22 protein-coding genes are annotated in these 24414 nt (G+C 32.1%); 1 reads left to right on the top strand and 21 read right to left on the bottom strand.

The genetic code is table 11. From position 1 onward, the window contains the following. Positions 1-46: 46 nt before the first annotated feature. The 12 genes from AC3Y25_RS14925 to AC3Y25_RS14870 form a co-directional block, all read right to left on the bottom strand. On the bottom strand, positions 47-1117 hold the full coding sequence (locus AC3Y25_RS14925; protein ID WP_489903253.1) for a lipopolysaccharide biosynthesis protein: 1071 nt from the start codon (positions 1115-1117) through the stop codon (positions 47-49). Between the two features lie 8 nt (positions 1118-1125). Next, positions 1126-3621, bottom strand: a complete 2496-nt coding sequence (locus AC3Y25_RS14920) for an SLBB domain-containing protein (RefSeq protein ID WP_489903252.1) — start codon at positions 3619-3621, stop codon at positions 1126-1128. 31 nt (positions 3622-3652) lie between these two features. Then, positions 3653-4699, bottom strand: a complete 1047-nt coding sequence (gene rfbB / locus AC3Y25_RS14915; RefSeq protein WP_489903251.1) for a dTDP-glucose 4,6-dehydratase — start codon at positions 4697-4699, stop codon at positions 3653-3655. Positions 4700-4715: 16 nt separating this feature from the next. After that, positions 4716-5723 (bottom strand): mannose-1-phosphate guanylyltransferase, encoded by a 1008-nt coding sequence (locus tag AC3Y25_RS14910; protein ID WP_489903250.1) that lies wholly within the window; start codon positions 5721-5723, stop codon positions 4716-4718. A 32-nt stretch (positions 5724-5755) separates the two neighbouring features. Beyond that, on the bottom strand, positions 5756-7042 hold the full coding sequence (locus tag AC3Y25_RS14905; RefSeq protein ID WP_489903249.1) for a nucleotide sugar dehydrogenase: 1287 nt from the start codon (positions 7040-7042) through the stop codon (positions 5756-5758). A 286-nt stretch (positions 7043-7328) separates the two neighbouring features. Next, positions 7329-7793 carry a UpxY family transcription antiterminator gene (locus AC3Y25_RS14900; protein WP_489903248.1) on the bottom strand — a complete coding sequence of 155 codons (465 nt, stop codon included), beginning with the start codon at positions 7791-7793 and terminating at the stop codon, positions 7329-7331. Positions 7794-7858: 65 nt separating this feature from the next. Further along, entirely contained in the window at positions 7859-9250 is a 1392-nt protein-coding gene (locus tag AC3Y25_RS14895; protein WP_489903247.1) for a UDP-glucose 6-dehydrogenase, read from the bottom strand. 27 nt (positions 9251-9277) lie between these two features. Continuing rightward, positions 9278-10261 carry an SDR family oxidoreductase gene (locus AC3Y25_RS14890; protein WP_489903246.1) on the bottom strand — a complete coding sequence of 328 codons (984 nt, stop codon included), beginning with the start codon at positions 10259-10261 and terminating at the stop codon, positions 9278-9280. Between the two features lie 9 nt (positions 10262-10270). Beyond that, positions 10271-12718 carry a polysaccharide biosynthesis tyrosine autokinase gene (locus tag AC3Y25_RS14885; RefSeq protein ID WP_489903245.1) on the bottom strand — a complete coding sequence of 816 codons (2448 nt, stop codon included), beginning with the start codon at positions 12716-12718 and terminating at the stop codon, positions 10271-10273. Between the two features lie 16 nt (positions 12719-12734). Further along, positions 12735-13526, bottom strand: a complete 792-nt coding sequence (locus AC3Y25_RS14880; protein WP_489903244.1) for a polysaccharide biosynthesis/export family protein — start codon at positions 13524-13526, stop codon at positions 12735-12737. A 71-nt stretch (positions 13527-13597) separates the two neighbouring features. After that, positions 13598-14218 (bottom strand): recombination mediator RecR, encoded by a 621-nt coding sequence (gene recR / locus AC3Y25_RS14875; protein WP_489903243.1) that lies wholly within the window; start codon positions 14216-14218, stop codon positions 13598-13600. A gap of 130 nt (positions 14219-14348) precedes the next feature. Beyond that, complete coding sequence (locus AC3Y25_RS14870; RefSeq protein ID WP_379798809.1) at positions 14349-14714, bottom strand: CoA-binding protein; 366 nt, start codon at positions 14712-14714, stop codon at positions 14349-14351. Positions 14715-14867: 153 nt separating this feature from the next. Between AC3Y25_RS14870 and AC3Y25_RS14865 the strand changes: the two genes are divergently transcribed. Next, on the top strand, positions 14868-15494 hold the full coding sequence (locus AC3Y25_RS14865) for a MarC family NAAT transporter (protein WP_095931487.1): 627 nt from the start codon (positions 14868-14870) through the stop codon (positions 15492-15494). A 76-nt stretch (positions 15495-15570) separates the two neighbouring features. On the opposite strand, the gene ctlX is transcribed toward AC3Y25_RS14865, so the two are convergent. From ctlX to rpsK, 9 genes are all read right to left on the bottom strand, one after another. Beyond that, positions 15571-16506 carry a citrulline utilization hydrolase CtlX gene (gene ctlX, locus AC3Y25_RS14860; protein ID WP_489903242.1) on the bottom strand — a complete coding sequence of 312 codons (936 nt, stop codon included), beginning with the start codon at positions 16504-16506 and terminating at the stop codon, positions 15571-15573. 90 nt (positions 16507-16596) lie between these two features. Beyond that, a complete protein-coding gene (locus AC3Y25_RS14855; RefSeq protein ID WP_489903241.1) occupies positions 16597-17511 on the bottom strand; it encodes a dimethylarginine dimethylaminohydrolase family protein in 915 nt (304 codons plus the stop codon). A gap of 62 nt (positions 17512-17573) precedes the next feature. Continuing rightward, the gene (locus AC3Y25_RS14850; RefSeq protein ID WP_095931490.1) at positions 17574-18851 is read right to left on the bottom strand and encodes a citrate synthase; all 1278 of its coding nucleotides are present in this window, start codon (positions 18849-18851) and stop codon (positions 17574-17576) included. Between the two features lie 153 nt (positions 18852-19004). Then, entirely contained in the window at positions 19005-20297 is a 1293-nt protein-coding gene (eno, locus tag AC3Y25_RS14845; protein WP_095931491.1) for a phosphopyruvate hydratase, read from the bottom strand. A 111-nt stretch (positions 20298-20408) separates the two neighbouring features. Continuing rightward, positions 20409-21518, bottom strand: coding sequence for a glutamine-hydrolyzing carbamoyl-phosphate synthase small subunit (gene carA / locus AC3Y25_RS14840; RefSeq protein ID WP_489903240.1), 1110 nt, complete (start codon positions 21516-21518; stop codon positions 20409-20411). Between the two features lie 245 nt (positions 21519-21763). Next, positions 21764-22255, bottom strand: coding sequence for a 50S ribosomal protein L17 (gene rplQ, locus AC3Y25_RS14835; protein WP_489903239.1), 492 nt, complete (start codon positions 22253-22255; stop codon positions 21764-21766). Between the two features lie 62 nt (positions 22256-22317). Continuing rightward, positions 22318-23310, bottom strand: coding sequence for a DNA-directed RNA polymerase subunit alpha (locus tag AC3Y25_RS14830; protein WP_008464329.1), 993 nt, complete (start codon positions 23308-23310; stop codon positions 22318-22320). A gap of 21 nt (positions 23311-23331) precedes the next feature. Continuing rightward, positions 23332-23937, bottom strand: coding sequence for a 30S ribosomal protein S4 (rpsD, locus tag AC3Y25_RS14825; protein WP_008464326.1), 606 nt, complete (start codon positions 23935-23937; stop codon positions 23332-23334). Positions 23938-24028: 91 nt separating this feature from the next. Next, positions 24029-24412 carry a 30S ribosomal protein S11 gene (rpsK, locus tag AC3Y25_RS14820; RefSeq protein ID WP_026727866.1) on the bottom strand — a complete coding sequence of 128 codons (384 nt, stop codon included), beginning with the start codon at positions 24410-24412 and terminating at the stop codon, positions 24029-24031. Between the last annotated feature and the right edge of the window lie 2 nt (positions 24413-24414).

Raw genomic sequence — 24414 nt, 5'->3', positions numbered from 1 at the left:
TTGATAATATTAAGGTGATAATTATAGTGTATAATAATCGACAAACCTATCTACTTATTTCTTTTATTATACGTTTGAATATAAGAAATAGGACGGTTAAAAATACTGCAATTCCTCCACCTAAAATTAAACCTTTTAATTTCCCAAAACGTTCTTTATTCAACGGAAGTATGGGTCTGTCTATAACTTGTATTAAAGGAGTTTCTTTTCTCAAAGTTACCTTAGCCAGTTCACTTTGCTTTACTAGTTCCGTTAATAAAGCTGTATTAGCCTGTACATCAACTTGACGACGAACTGAAGGTGTCTTTTTTACATTTAAAGCCGGATTAAGCATAAAAGTATTATCATTTGCGACAGCAACTCCAGTAATTGCGCTGTTTAATTCTCTACGAATTGAATCTGTTTGACGTTGAAGAATTTCCATGTTCATTCGTGCTTTTTTACTACGTGTATTTACATAGAATTTCCCAACTTCTTTAGCTAAAGCTTCACAGAAATAAAAAGAAAACATTTCGTTGGTAGATCTTATATCCATTGAAACAATTGATGTTTTTTTATCTCTTTGACCAATAGATAATGACGTATTTATAAGGTTTTGATGCATGATCCCCATAATACTATCCTGAAGCCTAGTAAACGAGCTGTTAGCTTTTTCTGGCAAAAACTGTATTGCTTTTAATTCAGGATCATTCTTCCATTTTTCCCTCCATCCATTAATTCCAATATACATTTCCGCCAAAGAAATTTTTTTTCCATCTATTATTACCGGACTCATTAAAGTTTGGGAAATCATCGTTCTGGATTTAAACAGTTCATTAAGATTTGAGCCTGTAAAAATACTACCTCCTCCACCTCCGAGATCGAAACCTAAAGTACTCGCTAAACCAAAGGCTCCACCTAATCCTCCACCTCCTTTATCATCTTCTAAAGCAAAAGACAAAGTAGCGGTATAGATTGTTTTTTTAAAATATGTATATGTTAATCCTATACCAGCCCCTAGTATTCCAGCTAAAACAATTAACTTCCATTTAAACAGTAAATATGAATACCATTCTTTAACTTTTTGTAACAATTCTTTCAACGAAATTTCTTCGTTTTCTACTGGTCTATTATTCATAAAAACAATTATTTAAAAGCAGTCACAATTAATAATGCTAAACTAGCAAACGCAGTTCCTAGCCCTGCCCATTCTCCAGCACTCATCTTTTTCTTCTCTGGTCTTTCAGGCACAACAATTTGTGAATCAGGCTCTACTTTTGGGTAAGATTTAAAAAACAAAAATGAGGTTGTTACAGCCGCTTTTCCATTAGGATATATAATATATGCCTTTCTTTTCCAACCCTTACTATCTACACCTCCTACAGAATTAATATAATACTTAAATCCTTTTCCATTTCTATACGGTATCTCAGATGTTAATAACACATTACCAGTAACTTTTACTCCTTCATTATATACAGAAACTTCAATTTCATCCCCCGGAAATAATGTCACATTTGAATAATGATTTTTATCTTTTACAATTTTTTCCCAATTAACAGGTATAGTAGTATACTTTAACTCGTCTCTTAACTTTTTTGATAATTTAGATTTAAGTGTATCTTTAGTTTTAATATTTGATTCTTCTACAATTCCTTCTTTTTTCTCAGATGTTTCTTTTTTCTCTAAATTAAGATTTACACTTTCCAATTGCTCTAATTGTTCTTCCTTAATTGGTCTTTTTATTTTCATACCATCCAAATTTGCAATAGATGTTAATCCTCCTGCTCTCATTACTACATTATAGACCTTCTCCTTTTTATTGGCTAATACGTATTTTCCAGGATAAGTAACAGCTCCACTTACTTTAACCATCTCAGGTTTTTCATAAACTGCCATTCGACGAATATTGATAACATCAAACGGTCTTAGAACAAAATTTTTAATTTGTTCATTATTATCTGATGTTATCTCTAGTTCAACCAGTTCTATGCGTTTTGGATCTGCATCATCTATAGCATCCGATTTTATCATTCTGGCAACTTCAACTCTTTTTGAAGCTGAACCTGTTAATCCTCCAACTTGAATTACTAAATCATTTAAAGTAAGATTCTCAAAGTACTCGTACTCTCCAGGATTTTTTACTTCTCCATCTATTGTAATTTTGTATTCTTCTCTAAAATCTAAAATAGAATACACTGTAACCACATCTTCTCTTTTTAATTCGATGTCAGCATTTAAATCGCCAGATAAAGCAGCTCCTAAATCTACATTAACAATTTCTGTAGTTAAGTCTGTTTTCAAACGAATAATTCTTGCCCGCTTACTATATGCGTCTTCTTTTAATCCTTCTGCTCTTGTAACAAGATCCGAAATCCTCATCCCTTCATTAAAAGAGTAGTAATCTGGTCTAAAAACAGCTCCTTCAATTTTAATACGATTTTCAAATCGATTTAAAATCTTAGTAACTCTGAAAACGTCACCTGATTTAGGTTCATATATATCATATTGACTTTCATTTATGTCATTTACCTTAAATTCTTTTCCTGTTTTTTGCAAAACATTTACAGAAGCTGTATAAGCAAATTCATTAAACCCCGAAGCAAAATTCAATAAATCAGAAAACTTTTCCCCTTTTCTCATCTCAAAAAGCCCAGGCCTCTTCACCTCTCCTTCAACAGTAACTCTTTGACTATAGGCAGGAATTCTGATTACATCATTTTCTTTTAAGGCCACATTATCAGATTGGTCCCCTTTAACTAAAAATCTATAAATGTCAATATTTTTATAAACCTTATTATTTCGTATTAATTCAATATTTCTATAACTTCCATTTTTACCTGGTCCCCCAGCTAAATGCAAAGCATTATATACCGTTGATAATGAAGAAATTGAATAATTCCCTGGTTGTTTGCCTCCTACAATTGTTACTTTAATAGTACGTATTTTTCCTAAACTAATGCTTACCTGAGATTGTCCTGAACGAACTGTACTATAAACTTTAGCAATTGCAGCTTTTACTTTTTGTGTTACTGCCTCAATAGACATTCCTGAAACTGAAATCTGTCCTACATAATCAATTGTAATTTTTCCTTCAACACTTACAGGAACATTGGCATTATACTCTTGAACACCATAAACACTCACCTGCAATTCATCGCCAGGCCCAAGAATATAGTTCATAGGAGTGGCAACGTTTAAATCTGGTTCGAAATTTAAAGTAGGATTATCAAATAGCTCCGATCCAAAAATCAATGCATTTAGAGAATCCTTAATCTTTTCGTTTCTAATTTTTTCTTGTTTTCTGCCAAACTCTGAATCCTTATCACCAGCTTTTAATTTACTATCCTTATTTTTATCTTTTCCACCGTCTTTTACATTTTTCTTTTCATAATCATTAAGCTTAATTTTAAGTTTATTAAACTCTGTCTGACTCATCCCTTTCGAAAGCACCATCGATTCAACTTGATCAATAGTTGCATTATTACTTTTTAGCTGAGCACTAATTTTTGCTAAATCATCATCAGATAAGTAATCAACTTTTACTGTACTTAAATCTTTAGATTTCATAATATCTTGTGCTGTAGCATCAAAAGTAATTAATGCAAAAAACAGGGTAAGAACGTATAATATTTTTTTCATACTAAAGGAAAAATTATTTTAAAGATATTTTTTATGAGTATTGTTTTTGATAATAATCCTTATAAGATCCCGAAGTAACACTTTCAAGCCATTCCTGATTATTAAGGTACCAATTTATAGTCTTTTCTAATCCTTCTTCAAAAGTTACTGAAGGTTTCCAGCCTAATTCTTTATTAATTTTCGAGGCATCAATAGCATAACGCAAATCATGACCTGGTCTATCTTTTACGTATGTAATTAATTCTTGAGAAGTACCTTCTACACGTCCTAATTTCCCATCCATTATTTTACATAGTAACTTAACCAGATCTATATTTTTCCATTCATTAAATCCACCAATATTATAAGTTTCATTATTTTTACCTTCATGAAAAACTAAATCTATTGCTATTGCATGATCTTCTACAAACAACCAATCTCTTGTATAATTTCCATCTCCATATACCGGCAAAGGTTTACTATTAATAATATTATTTATAAAAAGTGGAATTAATTTTTCAGGAAAATGATATGACCCATAATTGTTTGAACAGTTTGTTACAACATATGGTACCCCATAAGTTTCGCCATAAGCTCTAACAAAATGGTCAGAACTTGCTTTTGAAGCCGAGTAAGGAGAATTTGGATCGTAAGGCGTATTCTCTGTAAATAGACCTGTAGAGCCTAAAGAACCGTAAACTTCATCAGTACTTATATGATAAAATCTTTTATCTTCAAAATTACCTTTCCATTGATTTTTAGCTGCGTTTAATAGATTCATTGTTCCAATAACATTGGTTTTAACAAATGCTAATGGATCTTCAATTGAACGATCGACATGAGATTCTGCTGCTAAATGTAAAACACCATCGAAGTTATGAAGTTTAAAAAGTTCGTTTATAAAACCTTCATCAACAATATCCCCTTTTACAAAAGTATAATTTGAATTACTCTCAATATCTTTTATATTTTCCAGATTTCCGGCATATGTTAAAGCATCTAAATTAAAAATCTGATATTGTGAATATTTATTTACAAAACGTCTTACTACATGAGACCCAATAAAACCAGCACCGCCAGTTATTAGAATTTTTTTCATTTTTAAATGCTTTTAATTAATTTAATAAATCTGATTTTTGTTTTTCCAATTCGTTATATATATCCTTCACATCTTGCGAATTTTCTTTCTGTAAAATCAAATTAGCAGTATCTGTGTGTACAAAAATAGTATTTCGTAATCCTAAAAAAGTAGTATGACTATCGCATCCTATTACCATATTCCCATTCGAATCTATAGGATGTCCTTTTGAAACTAAATATTCGTATACCGATTCGAAAGAGCCTAAGTCTGACCAAGAAAAAGATGCTGGAACTACCTTAATCTTTTTGCTTCTTTCCATTACAGCATAATCAATACTTATTGATGGAATTTGCAGAGATAATTCTAAATTTAAAAACCCTTCCTTAGAAGCTTCCCATGCTATTTTAGATTTTTCATAAATATCTGGTTGAAATTGCTTTAACTCCTCTAAAAGCACATTTGCTTTAAAGCAAAACATACCGCTATTCCATAAAAAATTTCCTCTTGCAATAAACTCTTTAGCTGTAGTTTCATTTGGTTTTTCTCGAAATGACAATACTTTATCTCCTTTTGATTCAATATACCCATAACCTGTTTCTGGCTTTGTTGGGATAATTCCAAAAGTGACTATGAAACCTTCTTTTGCTTTAGAAATTGCCTCATTAATTGCATTATCGTAATCTTCTATTTTATCAATTATATGATCAGAAGGAGTAACAATTAATATATCGTCTGGTTTTGAAGCAAAAGCTGCAAAAGCAATTGCCGCAGCCGTATTTCGAGGTGTTGCTTCTACGATGTTGGTATAAGAAGTTTGAGTTTTATTCATCACCTTTCCACTTAAATGATGATTGTCTATATTTCCTACTACCATTACCTTATCAGCTAAATGACTATTACGTTCTACAGTCATTTCGAATAAAGATTTCCCTTCAAATATTTCTAAATATTGTTTAGGTTGGCTTTTGCGGGAAAGAGGCCATAATCTACTGCCTACCCCTCCTGTTAAAACCACATGTATTATTGAATTATTTTTTTCCATTTTCTCTAAAAATAAAAAAAGGTTTTTTAGCGCTATAATCTATTATCAGCTATTGCCCCTAAAACTCCTTTTACATCATACAATAAACTATTTGATTTTTGCAATTTAGCGAAATCTAATTCTAAAAATTCAGCATGTGAAACTCCAAGAACTATTGCATCAAATTTATTGTTTGGAATAGAGTCTAATGTTACTAAATTATATTCTTTTATTACATCATGTGCATTTGCAAGGGGATCAAATATGGTAACTAAAATTCCATATTCCTTTAGAGCCTTAACAACATCCACAATTTTAGTATTTCTTACGTCTGGGCAATTTTCTTTGAAAGTAATACCAAGCATTAACAATTCAGCTCCATTAACCGAAATACCTTTTTTTATCATTAACTTCACTATTTGTGAAGCTACATATTCGCCCATGCTATCGTTTAAACGTCTTCCTGCTAAAATTATTTCAGGGTGATAACCAAATTCTTGTGCCCTTTGTGCTAAGTAGTACGGATCCACACCAATACAATGTCCACCGACAAGACCTGGTTTAAATGGCAAAAAATTCCATTTTGTAGATGCCGCTGTTAATACTTCCTGAGTATCGATATTCATTAAATTGAAGATCTTAGCTAATTCGTTAACAAAAGCGATATTAATATCTCGTTGAGAGTTCTCAATAACTTTCGCTGCTTCCGCTACTTTTATTGTTGGAGCCAAATGAGTTCCAGCAGTAATTACAGACTTATATAAAGCATCAACTTTTAAACCTATTTCTGGAGTTGAGCCTGATGTTACTTTTAGAATTTTTTCAACTGTATGCTCTTTATCACCTGGATTAATCCTTTCTGGCGAATATCCTGCGAAAAAATCTTCATTGAATTTCAATCCTGAAACCTGCTCTAGAACTGGTACACATTGTTCTTCTGTCACTCCAGGATAAACCGTAGATTCGTAAATAACTATATCTCCTCTTTTTAAAACTTTCCCAACTGTTTCACTTGATTTATAAAGAGGCGTTAAATCTGGCCTATTATTTTTGTCTACGGGAGTAGGAACGGTGACTATATAATAGTTACACTCAGCAATATCATTTATAGAGGTAGTACAATATAACCCTTTTTCATTTGATTTATCTACTAAAACACTTTGTAAAACATCATCCTCTACTTCTAAAGTAGCATCTGTTCCCGATTTTAAAGAACTAACTCTCGATTCATTTATATCAAAACCAATAACTGGATATTTTGTAGCAAATAGTCTAGCTAAAGGCAATCCTACATAACCTAAACCTATAACCGCAATCTTTACATTATTTTCCAACTTCATATTTTTTAATTTAATCTGGTCACTACAATTCACGGCTTCGCCGTTCTCAGTCACATAACTCTGACTCAGATACCTAAAATAATGATTTTCGCGCAAATATAGTACAATAACTCTAGTTATTCAATACGGTTTCCCGTAATACTCAAAAAACTGTTAAACGCAAAAAAACTAAACCCTTACAACAGTCTACTAATCAGACTGTAAATAAATACTTTATAAAAAAAACAGAAGAAAATATTTCTTTAAAAGACTTTTTCTCCTGTTTGAATTACTTTAAAATCTACAATTACTTATATTTTATCTTTAATGTACACCCCAAAGCTTCTAATACTAATACATAATAATTATTAGAAACTTCCTGAACAATTGCATCTTGATTGACAAATGCACCTGACTCTAATTTAATTTTATCTCCAACCTGAATAGCCGTAACTGAAACATCCTTCAGATTTGGAGATTTTAAACTTGTCCTAATAATTTCAATTTCTTGATCTTTTACAATTGCAGGCTTTCCTAACCAAAATAAATACCTAACTACTCCTTGTGCTTGAAAAACTAAATTACGATCTGAATCAGGTAACTGGACAAAAACGTAGGAATTAAAAAGAGGCGTTTCAATTTTCTTCTTGCGATCTGACCACTGCTTTATTTGAGTAATCAATGGACAATAGCATTCTATACCAAGCTGATTAAGTTTATCGGCTACTTTCTTTTCCCATTTCGGTTTTGTATAAACTACGTACCAATTCATCCCTTTTTCATTTAGTATGAAGCAAGACATTTTGCTCCATTTAATTTATAAACACAAAAATCAGTTTATGATCCAATACCTCTGTAAACGAATCCGATTTTTTCTAATTGTTTAGCATCAAGAATATTTCTCCCATCAAAAATAAAAGCTGGCTTATGCATAGAATCATAAATCTTTTTCCAATCGTAAGTTGTAAACTCATCCCATTCTGTTAAGATTGCAATTGCGTGTGCGTCTTTACATGCATCGTAAGCATTATCAAAAACACTTAACGCATCAAGATTATTTTTATTTTCTCTCGTTTCCAAATAATCTAAGTCACTTAGCATTTTAGTTTTAGAAACCTTCGGATCAAAAACTGAGATTTTAGCCTGTTCATTTATTAAATCATCAGCAACATAAATTGCTGCAGACTCTCTTGTATCGTTTGTGTCTTTTTTAAAAGCCCAGCCCAAGAAAGTAATTTTTTTATCGGCTACTGTGTTATATAAGACCTGAACAATTTTATTTGAAAATCTTCTTTTTTGATGATCATTCATAATAATAACTTGCTCCCAATAATCTGCAACCTCATTTAATCCGTATGATTTTGCTATATATACTAAATTTAATATGTCTTTTTGGAAACAAGAACCACCAAATCCTACAGAAGCTTTCAAAAATTTAGGACCAATTCTACTATCCATACCGATCGCTTTAGCCACTTCATTTACATTTGCGCCTGTTTTCTCGCAAAGCTCTGACATCGCGTTTATTGAAGAAATACGTTGTGCTAAAAATGCATTTGCGGTTAGTTTAGACAATTCAGACGACCACACGTTTGTTGTCAAAATTCTATCTTTGCTTACCCAATTCGAATAAACTTCTACTAAGGAATTAATCGCTTCTTCTCCTTCTTGTGTTGTATCTCCACCAATCAAAATTCGATCGGGGTTTAACAAATCTGTAACCGCAGTTCCTTCTGCTAAAAACTCTGGATTAGATAAAATTTGAAATTGAACACCATTTCCAGTATTATCCAATATACTTTTAATTGCCTCAGCAGTTCTCACTGGTAAAGTCGACTTTTCGACTACAATTTTATTCTGTTTTGCGACCCTTGCAATTTGTCTAGCACATAATTCGATATATTTTAAATCTGCTGCCATTCCTTTTCCTTTCCCATAAGTCTTGGTTGGTGTGTTTACAGAAATAAATATCATTTCAGCTTCATCTATTGCTTTATCAACATCAGTAGAAAAAAACAAATTCCTGCCCCTTGCTTCTGCTACAATTTCAGAAAGTCCAGGTTCATATATTGGAATATTTTCAGGATTCGGATCATTCCAATCTGCTATTCTTTGTTCATTTAAATCAACAACCGTAACCTGAATATGAGGACATTTTTGAGCAATCACTGCCATTGTTGGCCCTCCAACATATCCTGCACCAATGCAGCAAATTTTTGTAATTTTCATTTGATCTATTTTATCTTGATCTTAAATTTATTTTAAATTATTCCAATACCACTCAACAGCTTCTTTTAACCCGTCTTGCAAAGAATACTTTGGATTATAACCGAGATTTCTTTTTGCTTTTTCGATACTTGCTAGAGAATGCGGAATGTCTCCTGCTCGATTTTCGCCATAAATAACTGGAACATCCTTTATTTTTGGATCAAAGTCTGATAAATATTCTTTTAAATATCCAACTAAGTCATTTAAAGTATTTCTGTCTCCAAATGCAGTATTATAAATAGTATTAATTGCTTCTAAATTTTGACAAGTCATAGCCAACTCATTCATTTGAATTACATTGTCTATATATGTAAAATCACGAGAATAATTTCCGTCTCCATTAATTATTGGACTCTCGTGGCTCATAAATTGCTTTACAAACTTTGGAATTACAGCCGCATAAGCTCCATTAGGGTCTTGCTTTCTTCCAAAAACATTAAAATAACGAAGTCCGATTGTTTCTAATCCGTATGTCTTGCTAAAAATTTCAGCATAAAGTTCATTCACATATTTTGTAATTGCATAAGGAGACAATGGTTTTCCGATAACATCCTCTACTTTTGGCAATCCTTGAGAATCTCCATAAGTAGAAGAACTCGCTGCATAAACAAATCGTTTTACTTTAGCATCGCGCGCTGCTGTAAGCATATTTAAAAAACCCGAAACATTTACGTCATTAGTCGTAATTGGATCTTTTATTGACCTAGGAACAGAACCTAAAGCTGCTTGATGCAAAACATAATCTGCTCCTGCAACAGCTAAATTACAATCAGTTAAATTTCGAATATCACCTTCAATCAACTTAAAATCAGGGTTATTTAAAAAATCTTTTAAATTGTAACGATGTCCTGTAGAAAAATTATCCAAACAAACGACTTTATAGCCTAAGCCTAAAAAATACTCAGTCAAATTTGAACCTATAAATCCAGCTCCTCCAGTAATCAAAATTGTATTCTTTACCCTGATTTCCATTTGTCAAGTTTATTTTTTTCTAATTCGATTTAAAAATGTTTTCCAAAATCCATCTTTAACTTCCTCCTCATGATAACCATTCGAATAAGCTCCGTAGCCGTAACCATATCCATAACCACTACCGTATTTTGCTTTATTTTCATAACCATTTAATACAATACTCACGTTGCTCAACTCTCCACGTTTAAGTCTAGTATTCAACAACGTTATCATATCTTTCTTAGTATAATTTTGTCTTACAATGTACAATATTACATCTGCAAACTGAACTAATTCTAACGAATCTGCCACTAAACCAACTGGTGGAGTATCCAAAACTATATAATCATATTTTTGCTTTAGTTCATCAATCAATTCTTTCATTGCATCACTTAAAATTAACTCAGAAGGATTTGGAGGAATTGGCCCTGAAAGTATTATATCTAAATTAGGGATTGGCGTCTGATTAGTAATTTCTTCTAAATTATTTTGTCTTATTAAATAATTGACAACTCCTAGAGATGATTTCAATTGAAATTCATCTGCCAGTCTTGGCTTTCTTAAATCCAGACCTACTATTACTGTTTTTTTCTCACTTAAAGCAAAAACTGTTGCAATATTTATAGAACAGAATGTTTTCCCCTCTCCACTAATTGAAGAAGTAATCATCAAGGTTTTTGATCCGTCAACTTTTTGTTTTTTATATAAAAACTGAAGTGAAGAACGTAAGCCCCTAAATGATTCTGATAGAGCAGATTTTGGTTTATCAAAAACAGCTAAGCTTCCTAAGTCTTTATTAATCCCAATTACCCCAAGCAATGGAATTTGAGTTAGTTTACTAATATCATCACCATTCTGAATTGAATTATTAATAAAGAAGATTAACAAAACAAACAACAAAGGAATTAAAATCCCTAAGAACAAAGCCATTACATAGTTTACAGAAGTCTTAGGCCCAATTAAACCTCCGCCAATATCTTTTGCAGGATCAATAAAATGAATATCTGACAGATTAGATGCTCTTACAATTTCTGCTTCATTTCTCTTTTGAAGGAATTCTGTATAGATATTGTCATTTAAATCATATTTTCTTTTAATCTTCAGTAGTTCCTGTTGTTCAGCAGGAAGTTTTTTAACAGTGCTTTCTGCTTGGCCAATTTTGGCATTTAACAAAGATAAATCATAAATTAAAGAAGACTTTGCAGTAGCAATATTCTCCTGAAGAACATTTTTTACCGCAGCCATTTGATTATCAAAATCTTTAAATATTTTTTCACTTTTTACAGCATAAGCCATCTCAGATCTTTGAGTAGAAAGGGCTATAAGTCTAGAAACATTAGCAACAACGTTAGGATCTTCAATTCCAGCAACAGAAGGTGCGGGTAATCTAGAATAGTCATCGCTACTATTTAAATATGATCTTAAAGAATTATAATAAGCTATTTTTCTAGTAACTTGATCTTTTTCAACATCAAAATTCATTATCTTCTCTGAAACCCTTGAGCCACCATCTTCTATTTGGTAAATATTTTTATCTTTCTGAAAAGACTTTAATTCGTTACCGGTCTCTTTAAGCTGAAATTCCATTGCAACAAGAGTACTATCAATGAATCTAATGGTGTTTGTTGCAAATTGGTTTTTACCATCTAATTGCAATTTCATAAGCATCCTTACAGTAGCATTCAGATAGTCAACCATTCGTGCTTTATTTGTTCCCTGCATAGACAAAGTCAACAACGATCCCGCACTTTTTCCAGCATCTACATTTATGCCCTTGTACTGAGATACAGTTCCATCAAAATCATTAAATCTGACAAAGTATTCTTTACCTTTATAAAAACCTGGATTATCTACAATTTGAAGTTTCCAATTTAAAAATGGAAGATTAACACGTTCTCCTACTTTGTATTTTTTAATAAAAGTTGTGGGTTGTACTGACGTCTTGTCATAAGAATTATTGCTATAAGTAATTAACGAAACAGAATTAACTTCAAACGGTATCTGAATTTGATACTCATTTTCGCTTAAAAATTTTATATTAATTAATGCATTTGCAAGCTGTCCTTTTGTTTTGTCAATATCAACATAAAATGGTACCGCTCCATAAGAATCAATTAAGTTGTATTTTCCCTGCTCTAAATAATTAATATAAAATTGTAGTTTATCTACTACTAGTTCATTATGAGATCTCGATTGCAAAATCGTAGAAATACCGTTTACCTGATCCGAAACTCCTCCCCAATTGAATACCAAACTGGTGTTTGATGTAAAAAAAGGATTGCTTTCTTCTTTAATAGAAATCATGGTTTGCATTCCGTAAATTTTTTCTTTACGAATATTTATCTGGTAAGCAATAGTGAATGTAATAATCAAACTTACAAGAAACCATTTCCAGTAACTTACAATTTTCAACAGAAACCCTTTAAAATCAAAATGAGAATGATTTTCAAAAATGGCGAAATCTTTAATATCTAACATTTTAAAAATCTATTTTTTACTTTATAATTAAATAAACTGTTGTTGCCAAAGATAACAATGTAATTATTGTTCCTATAGACTGTATTCCCGTTTGCCCAGTTCCCCAAGTTTTTTGTCTCAATGGCTTTACGTATATATAATCATTCGGTTGCAAATAATAGTATGGTGATTTCATTACGTTTACATCTGTAAGATCAATATCATGCATTTGAACACCAGTTGGACTCTGACGAATTATGGTTACTTCTCTTCTATTACCAACTGTTGTAATATCTCCTGCATTTGCAACAGCTTCTAAAATATTTACATTGTCTTTAAATAATACTTTTGTACCTGTACTTCCAACTTCTCCATTTATGGTATATCTAAAGCCAGCTAATTTTACTGTTACAAAAATATTTGCTTCGCTTTTAAAATATTCTTCCAGTAATTTCTTTTCAATTTTTATTCTTGTCTCTTCGAGAGTATATCCAATTACATTAATTTCTCCAAGAATTGGCATTCTTATATTTCCGTGATCGTCAACTGTAAATCCATCAAAGTATAGACTAGATTCACTTTTCCCTGCCTGACCACTTTCACCTTCTGTTGTATTAAAAATAGAGACTAATTTAGGATCAATTGCTTTTATATTAACTTTTAAAACATCATGTACCTGCAATCTATATGGTTTTGATTCTACTGCTACAATCGCCGCTTGTTCTCCTGAATCATTTTTATCTTGAAGGTAAACCAAATCTTTAATTGGAATGCACGAAGTAAATAATGTAGAGACTAATAAGAATAGAAGAAAGCTATTTTTTGTCATTCGTTCAATGTTTTTCGCAAAGATCGTTTCTTTTTAATATTAAGAAAAACCTAATCGCTATTGGGGTTTAGTTAATTGTTTTTAAATGTTTTTTCGAAAGGCACTCTATGCAAGATACTGCGCCCAAGTGTTATTTCGTCTGCATATTCTAATTCATCTCCAACCGATATTCCTCTCGCAATTGTCGAAATTATAATATCAGAATCTGCAATTTGTTTATAGATATAAAAATTCGTTGTATCTCCTTCCATAGTTGAGCTTAAAGCAAAAATAATCTCCGCTACATTTCCAGATTTTACTTTTGTTACTAAACTAGAAATATTTAACTGATTTGGACCAACTCCTTCAATAGGTGAAATTTTCCCACCAAGTACATGATATATTCCTTTAAATTGTCCAGTATTTTCTATAGCCATAACATCTCTAATATCTTCTACAATACATATTGTTTCATGATTTCTAACTGGATTAGCGCAAATCTCACACATTTTAGTGTCAGAAATATTATGGCAACTTTCACAAAACTTAATATCCTCACGCATTTTCAATAATGCTTGAGACAAAAAAGCTGTTTGTTCTTTAGGTTGCTTTAACAAATGAAGAACCAATCGAAGTGCCGTACGCTTACCTATACCAGGTAATTGCGACATTTCGTTTACCGCTTTTTCAATTAATTTTGATGAAAATTCCATGACGACAAAAGTAATACTTTTAATGGTTTAGCCTACATTACAGCCATTAAATTCAAAGCTTAACACTAACGATAATTTATTACGAAACCCCTTTCTTTTCTTAGCTCAAATGAAGATAACAAACAATGTTTTAGTATTGATTTGTAGCCAACAAAACTAACGTACAAGCTACCTCTACTTGAATATCATTTAATTCTAGTAATTGGTACAACTCTGGATTTTCGGTTCCTGGATTAAAAATTACTCGTTTAGGATGTGACTCAATAATATAATTATAATAATCTCTCTGACGAATAGGATTTAAATACAAAGTGATAGTATCAATATTTTTAACTGGTATCGCTTTAGTTTGAATTTTTACTCCAGCAACTTCTCCAGCTTTTTGTCCGATTGCTAAAACAGAATGTCCTTTTCCTATCAGCATATTTACTGCTTTATAAGAATAACGTTCTGGATTTGTAGACGCTCCTATAACTAATGTTTTTTTATTTTTCATTTTTTTTGTTTAGAATGCAAAAGTAATCAAAAAGAACGATTTAACTTTATCTCTTTGACCCAGAATAAACAGCAATAAAAAACATTATTATAACATAATTCTACATAAAAACATCAAAAAATAACTACATTTACTTCAACCAACCAATACAATATGGAATTATTTATTTACTTATTTGCCGCCTTGTTCTCCGTCCTTAACCCAATTGGAACCGTACCTATTTTTGTCGGATTAACACAACACGACTCTCAAAAAGAAAGATCCCGAATCTCTCTTTGGACCGCAATCAATGTTTTCATCATATTATTGGTTTCTTATTTCATTGGCCAATATGTTCTAACTTTTTTCGGAATAAGCATAGACGCCTTAAGAATTGCGGGCGGAATTGTAATTGTAAATTCTGGCTTTTCTTTACTTTCTGGAAAATTCAACAAGAAAAGAGGAATCAATAAAAAAATTGAAAATGAAGCACAACACAGAAATGATATCGCATTAACACCTTTAGCAATACCAATGCTTGCTGGCCCTGGATCGATGTCTCTTTTAATTGCTTTTTATCAAGAACATCATGAAATAAACGAAATTATCATTTCTTCATTAGCCATTCTTGCAATTGCTGTAGCGATTTTTGCCATTTTAAAAAGCGCTCATTATCTAGCTAGAATTTTAGGTGCATCTGGAATTGTTGCTATTTCAAGAATTGTTGGTTTTATCGTTATTTCTATTGGAATTCAATACATAGTAAGTGCTATAGTGAATATTATAAAAGGAAATTTTTAACTCCAAAGTATTCTTAAAAAGAAAGGGATAAAATCTTACTTGATTTTATCCCTTTCTTTTTATTAGATCTTTTATTTTAACTTCTTGGCAAGAAAACTTCAGCCATCATACATCTTGCACTTCCTCCTCCACAAGCTTCAATTGTATCAAGGCTTGAGCTTAAGATTTCTGCATGATTTTCCAATTGAGCAATCTGTTTTGGAGTTAAGCTCTGATACGCAGAAGCACTCATAACAATATATCTCTTATCATCTTTTCCGCGAACTTCCAACATATTTCCTGCAAAATTATTCACTTGGTCTTCTGTAATTAAAATAATTTCTTTTTTATCATCTTTTAAATTATCCAGAACCATTTTTCGCTCTTTCTTATCATCGATAGAATCTGCACAAATAACAGCAAAAGTTTCACCTAAACACATCATTACATTAGTATGATAAATTAGTTTACGCTCGCCATCAACCGTTTGAAAAGCTTCAAAAATAACAGGAGCATAATCAAAATCTTCACAGAATTCTATAAAAAGCTCTTCATCTGCTCTTGGAGACAATGCGCAATATGCTTTTCCATTAGCTCTATCTAATAACAAACTCCCCGTTCCTTCTAAAAAAATGCCATCTTCTTCTGCTGAAGTGTAATCCATGATATTTGCAATTTCGAATCCTTTTTCTTCCAAAGTATCCAAAATATCTTCACGACGTTCTTGACGACGATTTTCAGCAAACATCGGATAAAGTACTACATCTCCATTTTCATGAAATGAAACCCAATTGTTTGGAAAAATACTATCAGGAGTATCAGTCTCCAAATTGTCATCAACAACAGTAACATCTACTCCGACTGCCCTTAATTTTTCAACAAAAGCATCAAATTCCTGTTGTGCTTTAGCATTAACGGTACTTGGTAAAAGTCCATCTAATACTTTTTGATAATAATTATTTACAGCTGTCTGTTCATTCATTCTGAAAGCAACTGGTCGAATCATTACTATTGCGTTTGTTGTTTGTCTCATTTTTTATATTTTTTTTGTTTCAAGTTTCAAGTTTCAGGTTTCACGTCTTGCAAAAACTTGAAACCTGAAACTTGAAACAAAAAACTGTTTTTAGTCTCTAATTAATGGAAGCGTTGAACATCTCAACAAACCTTCTTGCTTTGAAATTTCAGCATATGGAATTTCTTCAACAATAAAACCATTTTCACGAAGCCAATTATTCAATCTCGTAAAATTCTTTTCAGAAACCACCACATTTTCATCAATTGAAAATACATTCGAAAACATATTATACATTTCGTTTCTTTCAATATGAAAAAGATTTTCTTTTCCAAAAAGCTTCACTAAATAAAGATAATCTGCTTCTTCACGAAAACCTCTTTTATAAATAATACCTTTATTTTTTCCTACAGGCTGAAAACAACAATCTAAATGCAACGCATTATCTCTTGCTTCTAATTTAGATTTTACCAAATCAAATTCTTTTACAATCTTATTAGGAAATAACGATTTGATATAGTTCACACCATGCATATTGGTTCTTGCTGTAATGTAGTCTTTATAATCACTTCCTTTATAAGTTCCGATAAAAATGTGATCATTCCAAAGCATTACATCTCCTCCTTCGATATGAACTTCTTCTGGAGGACGAACTACTTTTAATGGATCTATCTGATCAATTACATATTGAATAGCATCCAATTCACGTTCTCTATCTGGAAGAATATTTGATTTCACAAAGACATCATCAATTACGAACCCAATATCTCTTGCAAAAATCTGATTGTAGTTTTCAATCATTTCCGGACGATAAACTGTTACATCATATTTCTGAAAAACAGCATTAAAAGCATCCATTTCAGCAACCATATCTTTTTCTAAAGGATAAGTTCCCGCCTTAATATGTTCCAATGATTTAGGATCATAAGCCTCTTCTATAGTTGGAGTTGGCCCATTATGAACAGCAGAACCCAGAACTACAGCACGAAGTCGAGACGTTTCGTTCTTTACATTTAATTGCAACATAACTTTATTGTATTTTGAGCAAATATAAAAAAAGCTTCACAGTTAAGTGAAGCTTTCGTTTTTTATTTATTAGACTTAAACTCTCGTAGAGGATGTCCTGTATAAATTTGTCTTGGTCTTCCAATTGGCTCTTTGTTTTCACGCATTTCTTTCCATTGCGCAATCCAACCTGGCAATCTTCCAATTGCAAACATAACAGTAAACATATCTGTTGGAATTCCTAAAGCTCTGTAGATAATTCCAGAGTAGAAATCAACGTTTGGATATAAGTTTCTTGCTTTGAAGTATTCATCTTCAAGAGCAGCTTTTTCTAATTTTCTTGCAATATCTAAAATCGGATCTTCAACACCTAAAGTCTCTAATACTTCTGTTGCTGCTTTTTTTATAATTTTAGCTCTTGGATCAAAGTTTTTATAAACTCTGTGTCCGAATCCCATTAAACGGAAAGGATCATTTTTGTCTTTTGCTTTTGCTAAGAATTTATCTGTATCTCCGCCATCTTTATTAATCTCTTCAAGCATTTCAAGTACAGCTTGGTTTGCTCCACCGTGAAGTGGCCCCCATAAAGCTGAAACTCCTGCAGAAACTGAAGCAAATAAACCTGCGTGAGAAGAACCTACCATTCTAACAGTAGATGTAGAACAGTTTTGCTCATGATCTGCGTGAAGAATAAATAATTTATCTAAAGCATTTACGATTACTGGATTTGCAGCATAAGGACCAGTAGGCAATTTAAACATTAATTGCATAAAGCTTTCTACATATCCTTTTGTATTATCGTAGTAGTTTAAAGGATAACCCATAGATTTTCTATAAGTCCATGTAGCAATTACAAGAAATTTTGCCATTGTTTTACAAATAGCCTCGTACATTTCTTTTTCATTATCAACATTAACTGCTTTAGGGTTAAATGCTGTTAAAGCACTTGTTAAAGCAGATAGCACTCCCATTGGGTGAGCCGTTTTAGGAAAACCGTCAATGATATTTTTCATTTCTTCGTTTACCAAAGAATGCTTTTTGATACCATTTTCAAAATCTTCTAATTGTGAAGCTGTAGGCAATTCACCAAAAATCAAAAGATAAGATACTTCTAAGAAATTAGCTTTTTCTGCAAGATCTTCGATTGAGTATCCTCTGTAACGTAAAATTCCTTCTTCTCCATCTAGGAAAGTGATTTCGCTTGTACAAGACCCTGAATTTTTATAACCTGGATCAAGTGTAATAAAACCTGTTAAATCACGTAATTTGTTAATATCGATAGCTGATTCGTTTTCGCTTCCTGTGATTACTGGAAGTTCAATCTTTTTACCATCTATTTCTAATGTAGCTATTTTTGACATAATATACTGGAAATAATTCTTTAAATAATAATTTATCAAATCTAATGAATTTAAGACTAATTAAAAAAAGAATACTGCTATGAATTTGTTAAAACTCCAAAAAAAAACCATTCATTAAAAAATGAATGGTTTATCTTAATATATCTCTTATGATTATTTAATCTTGAAAGCATTTAAACCTGGGAAATAAGCAGTGCTTCCTAATTCTTCCTCAATTCTTAATAATTGATTGTATTTTGCCATACGATCTGAACGAGAAGCAGAACCAGTTTTAATTTGACCACAGTTTAAAGCTACAGCTAGGTCAGCAATTGTATTATCTTCAGTTTCTCCAGAACGGTGAGACATTACAGATGTGTAACCAGCATTTTTTGCCATGTTTACAGCAGCAATAGTTTCAGTTAAAGTTCCAATTTGATTTACTTTTACCAAGATAGAGTTAGCAATTCCTTTTTGGATTCCTGTAGACAAACGCTCAACATTAGTAACAAACAAATCATCACCAACTAATTGGACTTTATCACCAATTTTTTCAGTCAAATATTTCCATCCATTCCAATCATCTTCGTACATACCATCTTCGATAGAAATGATTGGATATTTAGCTGCAAGTTCAGCTAAGTAATCAGCCTGCTCCTCAGAAGTTCTGATTTTTCCAGTTTCACCTTCAAATTTAGTATAATCGTATTTACCGTTTACATAAAACTCAGAAGCAGCACAGTCAAGAGCGATCATAATTTCGTCACCGAAAGAATAACCTGCTTTTTCAACAGCCAATTTAATTGTATCTAACGCATCTTCAGTACCACCAGCTAAGTTTGGAGCAAAACCACCTTCGTCACCTACAGCAGTACTCAAACCTCTATCGTGTAAAACTTTTTTCAAACTGTGGAAAATTTCAGTTCCCATTTGCATCGAATGTGTAAAAGAAGTTGCTTTTACTGGGAAAATCATAAACTCTTGGAACGCGATAGGTGCATCAGAGTGAGAACCACCGTTGATGATGTTCATCATTGGAACTGGTAACGTATTAGCAGAAACACCACCTACGTATCTGTATAATGGCAAACCAAGTTCGTTAGCAGCAGCTTTTGCAGCAGCTAAAGAAACTCCTAAAATAGCATTAGCTCCTAATTTAGATTTATTTGGAGTTCCATCTAAATCGATCATTAATTGGTCAATTGTGTTTTGTTCGAAAACAGAAGTTCCTACTAATTCTTCAGCAATAACAGTATTTACATTGTTCACTGCATTCAAAACACCTTTACCTAGATAAGCTTTACCTCCATCACGTAATTCAACAGCTTCGTGTTCTCCAGTTGATGCTCCAGATGGAACAGCAGCTCTACCTAAAACTCCATTTTCAGTTACTACATCTACTTCAATAGTAGGATTACCTCTAGAATCAAGAATTTGTCTTGCGTGAACTTTAATTATAATACTCATTATTTTTGTTTTTTATTAATAAATTATATTTTTTTTTCGAAATTATAAAAATATTTAATACTATAAACGCATTGTAGTCATTAAACACCTTTATTTATTAACTACATCGTTTTAGGCTTTGCCGCTTTTAATATTCTCTACAAATTGGTCAAACAAATATGACGAATCGTGTGGTCCCGGACTAGCCTCTGGATGATACTGAACTGAGAAACAATTTTTATTCTTCATTCTCATTCCTGCAACAGTGCCATCATTCAAGTGAACATGCGTAATTTCTAATTCTGGATGATTTTCCAATTGCTCTCTCTTAACAGCAAAACCGTGGTTTTGAGATGTTATTTCACCTTTACCTGTAAGGATATTTTTTACTGGATGGTTAATTCCTCTGTGCCCATTAAACATCTTATAAGTTTCAACACCATTAGCCAAACCAATTACTTGATGCCCTAAACAAATACCGAACAATGGCTTATTATCTGCCAAAATCTCCTTAGCAACCTGAATTGCTCCAAACAACGGATCTGGATCTCCAGGGCCGTTTGATAAGAAATATCCATCAGGATTAAACTCAGACATATCTTTATAAGTTGAATCAAACGGATACACTTTAATATAACAATCTCTTTTAGCAAGATTTCTCAAAATATTCTTTTTGATACCAAGATCTAAAGCTGATATTTTATAAGTAGCATTTTCGTCGCCAAAGAAATATGGCTCTTTAGTTGAAACTTTAGAAGCCAACTCCAAACCTTCCATATTAGGAACATTAGCCAACTCTTTTTTCAAATCCTCTATTGAAGTTCCATCTGTACAAATTACTGCATTCATAGCACCATTATCTCGAATGTAGCTTACAAGTGCACGCGTATCAACATCAGAAATACAGATTAAATTTTGTTTAGCAAAATAATCCTCTAAACTTCCCGAAGCATTTTCTCTAGAATAATTAAAACTAAAGTTTTTACAAACTAAACCGGCAATTTTAATACTATCAGATTCAACCTCAGAATCATTAACACCATAGTTTCCGATATGTGTATTTGTAGCAACCATTATTTGCCCAAAATAAGAAGGATCAGTAAAAATTTCCTGATACCCAGTCATCCCTGTGTTAAAACAAACTTCACCAAAAGTTTTACCGCTAATCCCGATAGATTTTCCGTGAAAGATTGTTCCGTCACTAAGTAATAAAATGGCGCTTTGTCGTGTTGTGTATTTCATTATTTAATTTGTATTGTTTTTTAATCAAGTTATAAAACCAAAATATAGGTTTTAAGTGTAATTAGAATTTTGCAAATTTACTTCTTTAAAATAGCCCCTCCAAGATTTTTTAAAACTTTCATCCGTAAAAATAAAACCTATCATTTTAAAAAAGTTACATTTTTATGGTTTCAAAAAAATCAAAAAAAAAGGATAAACTAAAAATTAGTTTATCCTTGATTTCTATAGAATGATTACTTTCATAATTATTCAGAAGCTTCAGTAGTCGTTTCTGTTTCAGCAGCAGGAACTTCTGGAGCAGCAGTTTCAGCTTTTTTAGCTTTACCACCACGACGGCTTTTCGCTTTTTTAACTTCTTTTTTACCTCCGTTGTAAAGTTCATTGAAATCTACAAGTTCGATCATTGCCATATCAGCATTATCTCCCAAACGATTTCCAACTTTAATGATACGAGTGTATCCACCTGGACGGTCACCAACTTTAGCAGCCACATCTCTGAACAAGTCAGTTACAGCATATTTGCTACGTAGGTAAGCAAAAACAATACGACGATTGTGAGTCGTATCTTCTTTTGATTTAGTGATTAAAGGCTCAACGAATTGTTTAAGCGCTTTAGCTTTAGCAACAGTAGTGTTAATACGTTTGTGCTCAATAAGAGAACAAGCCATATTAGCCAACATAGCTTTTCTATGTCCAGTCTGTCTGCTTAAGTGGTTGAATTTTTTTCCGTGTCTCATGACGTGTTTTTTTTATCTTCATCTTGCTACAATCCGCTATGGAGAGCAAAATATGAAGTAAATTATTCTTTATCTAATTTGTATTTAGCTAAATCCATTCCGAAAGTTAAATTCTTCACTGCAACAAGTTCATCAAGTTCAGTTAAAGATTTTTTACCAAAATTACGGAATTTCATTAGGTCATTTTTATTGAACGATACTAAATCACCAAGTGTATCAACTTCAGCCGCTTTCAAGCAATTTAATGCTCTCACAGATAAATCCATATCAACAAGCTTAGTTTTAAGCAATTGTCTCATATGCAATGACTCTTCATCATACGATTCTGTTTGTGCAATTTCGTCAGCCTCAAGTGTAATTCTTTCATCAGAAAACAACATGAAATGGTGAATTAAAACTTTAGCAGCTTCAGTAAGAGCATCTTTTGGATTAATAGATCCATCAGTTTTAATTTCAAAAACTAATTTTTCGTAATCTGTTTTTTGCTCTACACGGAAATTTTCGATTGCATATTTTACATTTTTTACCGGAGTAAAAATAGAATCTGTAAAAATTGTTCCAATTGCAGCATTCTGTTTTTTGTTCTCTTCAGCAGGAACGTATCCTCTACCTTTCTCGATTGTTAAATCGAAGTTCAATTTGATTTTAGAATCTAAATTACAGATAACAAGGTCTGGATTCAAAACTTGAAAACCTGAGATAAATTTTTGAAAATCACCTGCTGTTAATTGATCTTTACCAGAAACAGAAATAGTAACTGATTCATTATCGATATCTTCAATCTGACGTTTGAAACGTACTTGTTTAAGATTAAGGATAATTTCGGTAACATCCTCAACAACACCTGAAATAGTAGAAAACTCATGATCTACACCTTCGATACGAACAGATGTAATTGCATAACCTTCTAACGCTGAAAGCAAAACTCTTCTAAGTGCATTACCAACTGTCAATCCGTAACCAGGTTCTAAAGGTCTAAACTCAAATTTACCTTCAAAATCGGTTGAATCGATCATGATAACTTTATCGGGCTTTTGAAAATTAAATATTGCCATAAATTTCGACTAAGTCAATTATTATTTGTTGTACAACTCTACGATTAATTGTTCTTTAATGTTTTCTGGAATTTGAAGTCTCGCAGGTACAGAAACGAAAGTTCCTTCTTTAAGATCATTATTCCAAGTAATCCATTCATAAACATGACTTGAATTTGATAAAGAACGTTCGATAGCTTCTAAAGATTTAGATTTTTCACGAACTGCAACTTTATCACCAGGCTTAAGGTGGTAAGAAGGAATATTAACAACCTCTCCATTTACAGTAATGTGTCTGTGAGAAACGATTTGACGCGCACCTCTTCTAGATGGAGCAATTCCCATTCTAAAAACAACATTATCTAATCTTGCTTCGCATAATTGTAATAAAACTTCACCAGTTACTCCTTTAGTCGCTGATGCTTTTTCGAATAAATTTCTGAATTGTTTTTCTAAAATTCCATAAGAATATTTAGCTTTTTGCTTTTCCATTAACTGAACAGCATACTCAGATTTTTTTCCTCTTTTTTTAGCCATCCCGTGTTGTCCAGGTGGGTAATTTCTTTTTTCGAAAGATTTATCATCTCCGAAGATTGCCTCGCCAAATTTACGAGCGATTTTGGTTTTAGGACCAGTATATCTTGCCATTTTAAAAAAAATTTAAGGTAGAAATTATGAATTCAGGTCTAATCCTTCGATAATCTATGTTCTACCTTGTTTATACTATAAAAATAAAAAATTAAACTCTACGTCTTTTTGGAGGACGACATCCGTTGTGCGGCATTGGAGTAACATCGATAATCTCTGTAACTTCAATTCCACCGTTATGAATAGAACGGATAGCAGACTCACGTCCGTTTCCTGGTCCTTTTACATAAACTTTCACTTTTTTAAGTCCTGCCTCAAGTGCTACTTTAGCGCAATCTTCTGCTGCCATTTGAGCTGCGTAAGGAGTGTTCTTTTTAGAACCTCTGAAACCCATTTTACCAGCTGAAGACCAAGAGATAACTTCACCTTTCTTATTAGTCAAAGAAATAATAATGTTATTAAAAGTGGCAGAAATATGAGCCTCACCCGTTGATTCAACGATAACTTTACGTTTTTTTGCAGTTGCTTTAGCCATAT

It is taken from the genome of Flavobacterium sp. LK-23, assembly GCF_058135255.1.
Note: the sequence above shows the minus strand (reverse complement) of the source record. Positions and strands in the feature narration are given on the sequence as shown.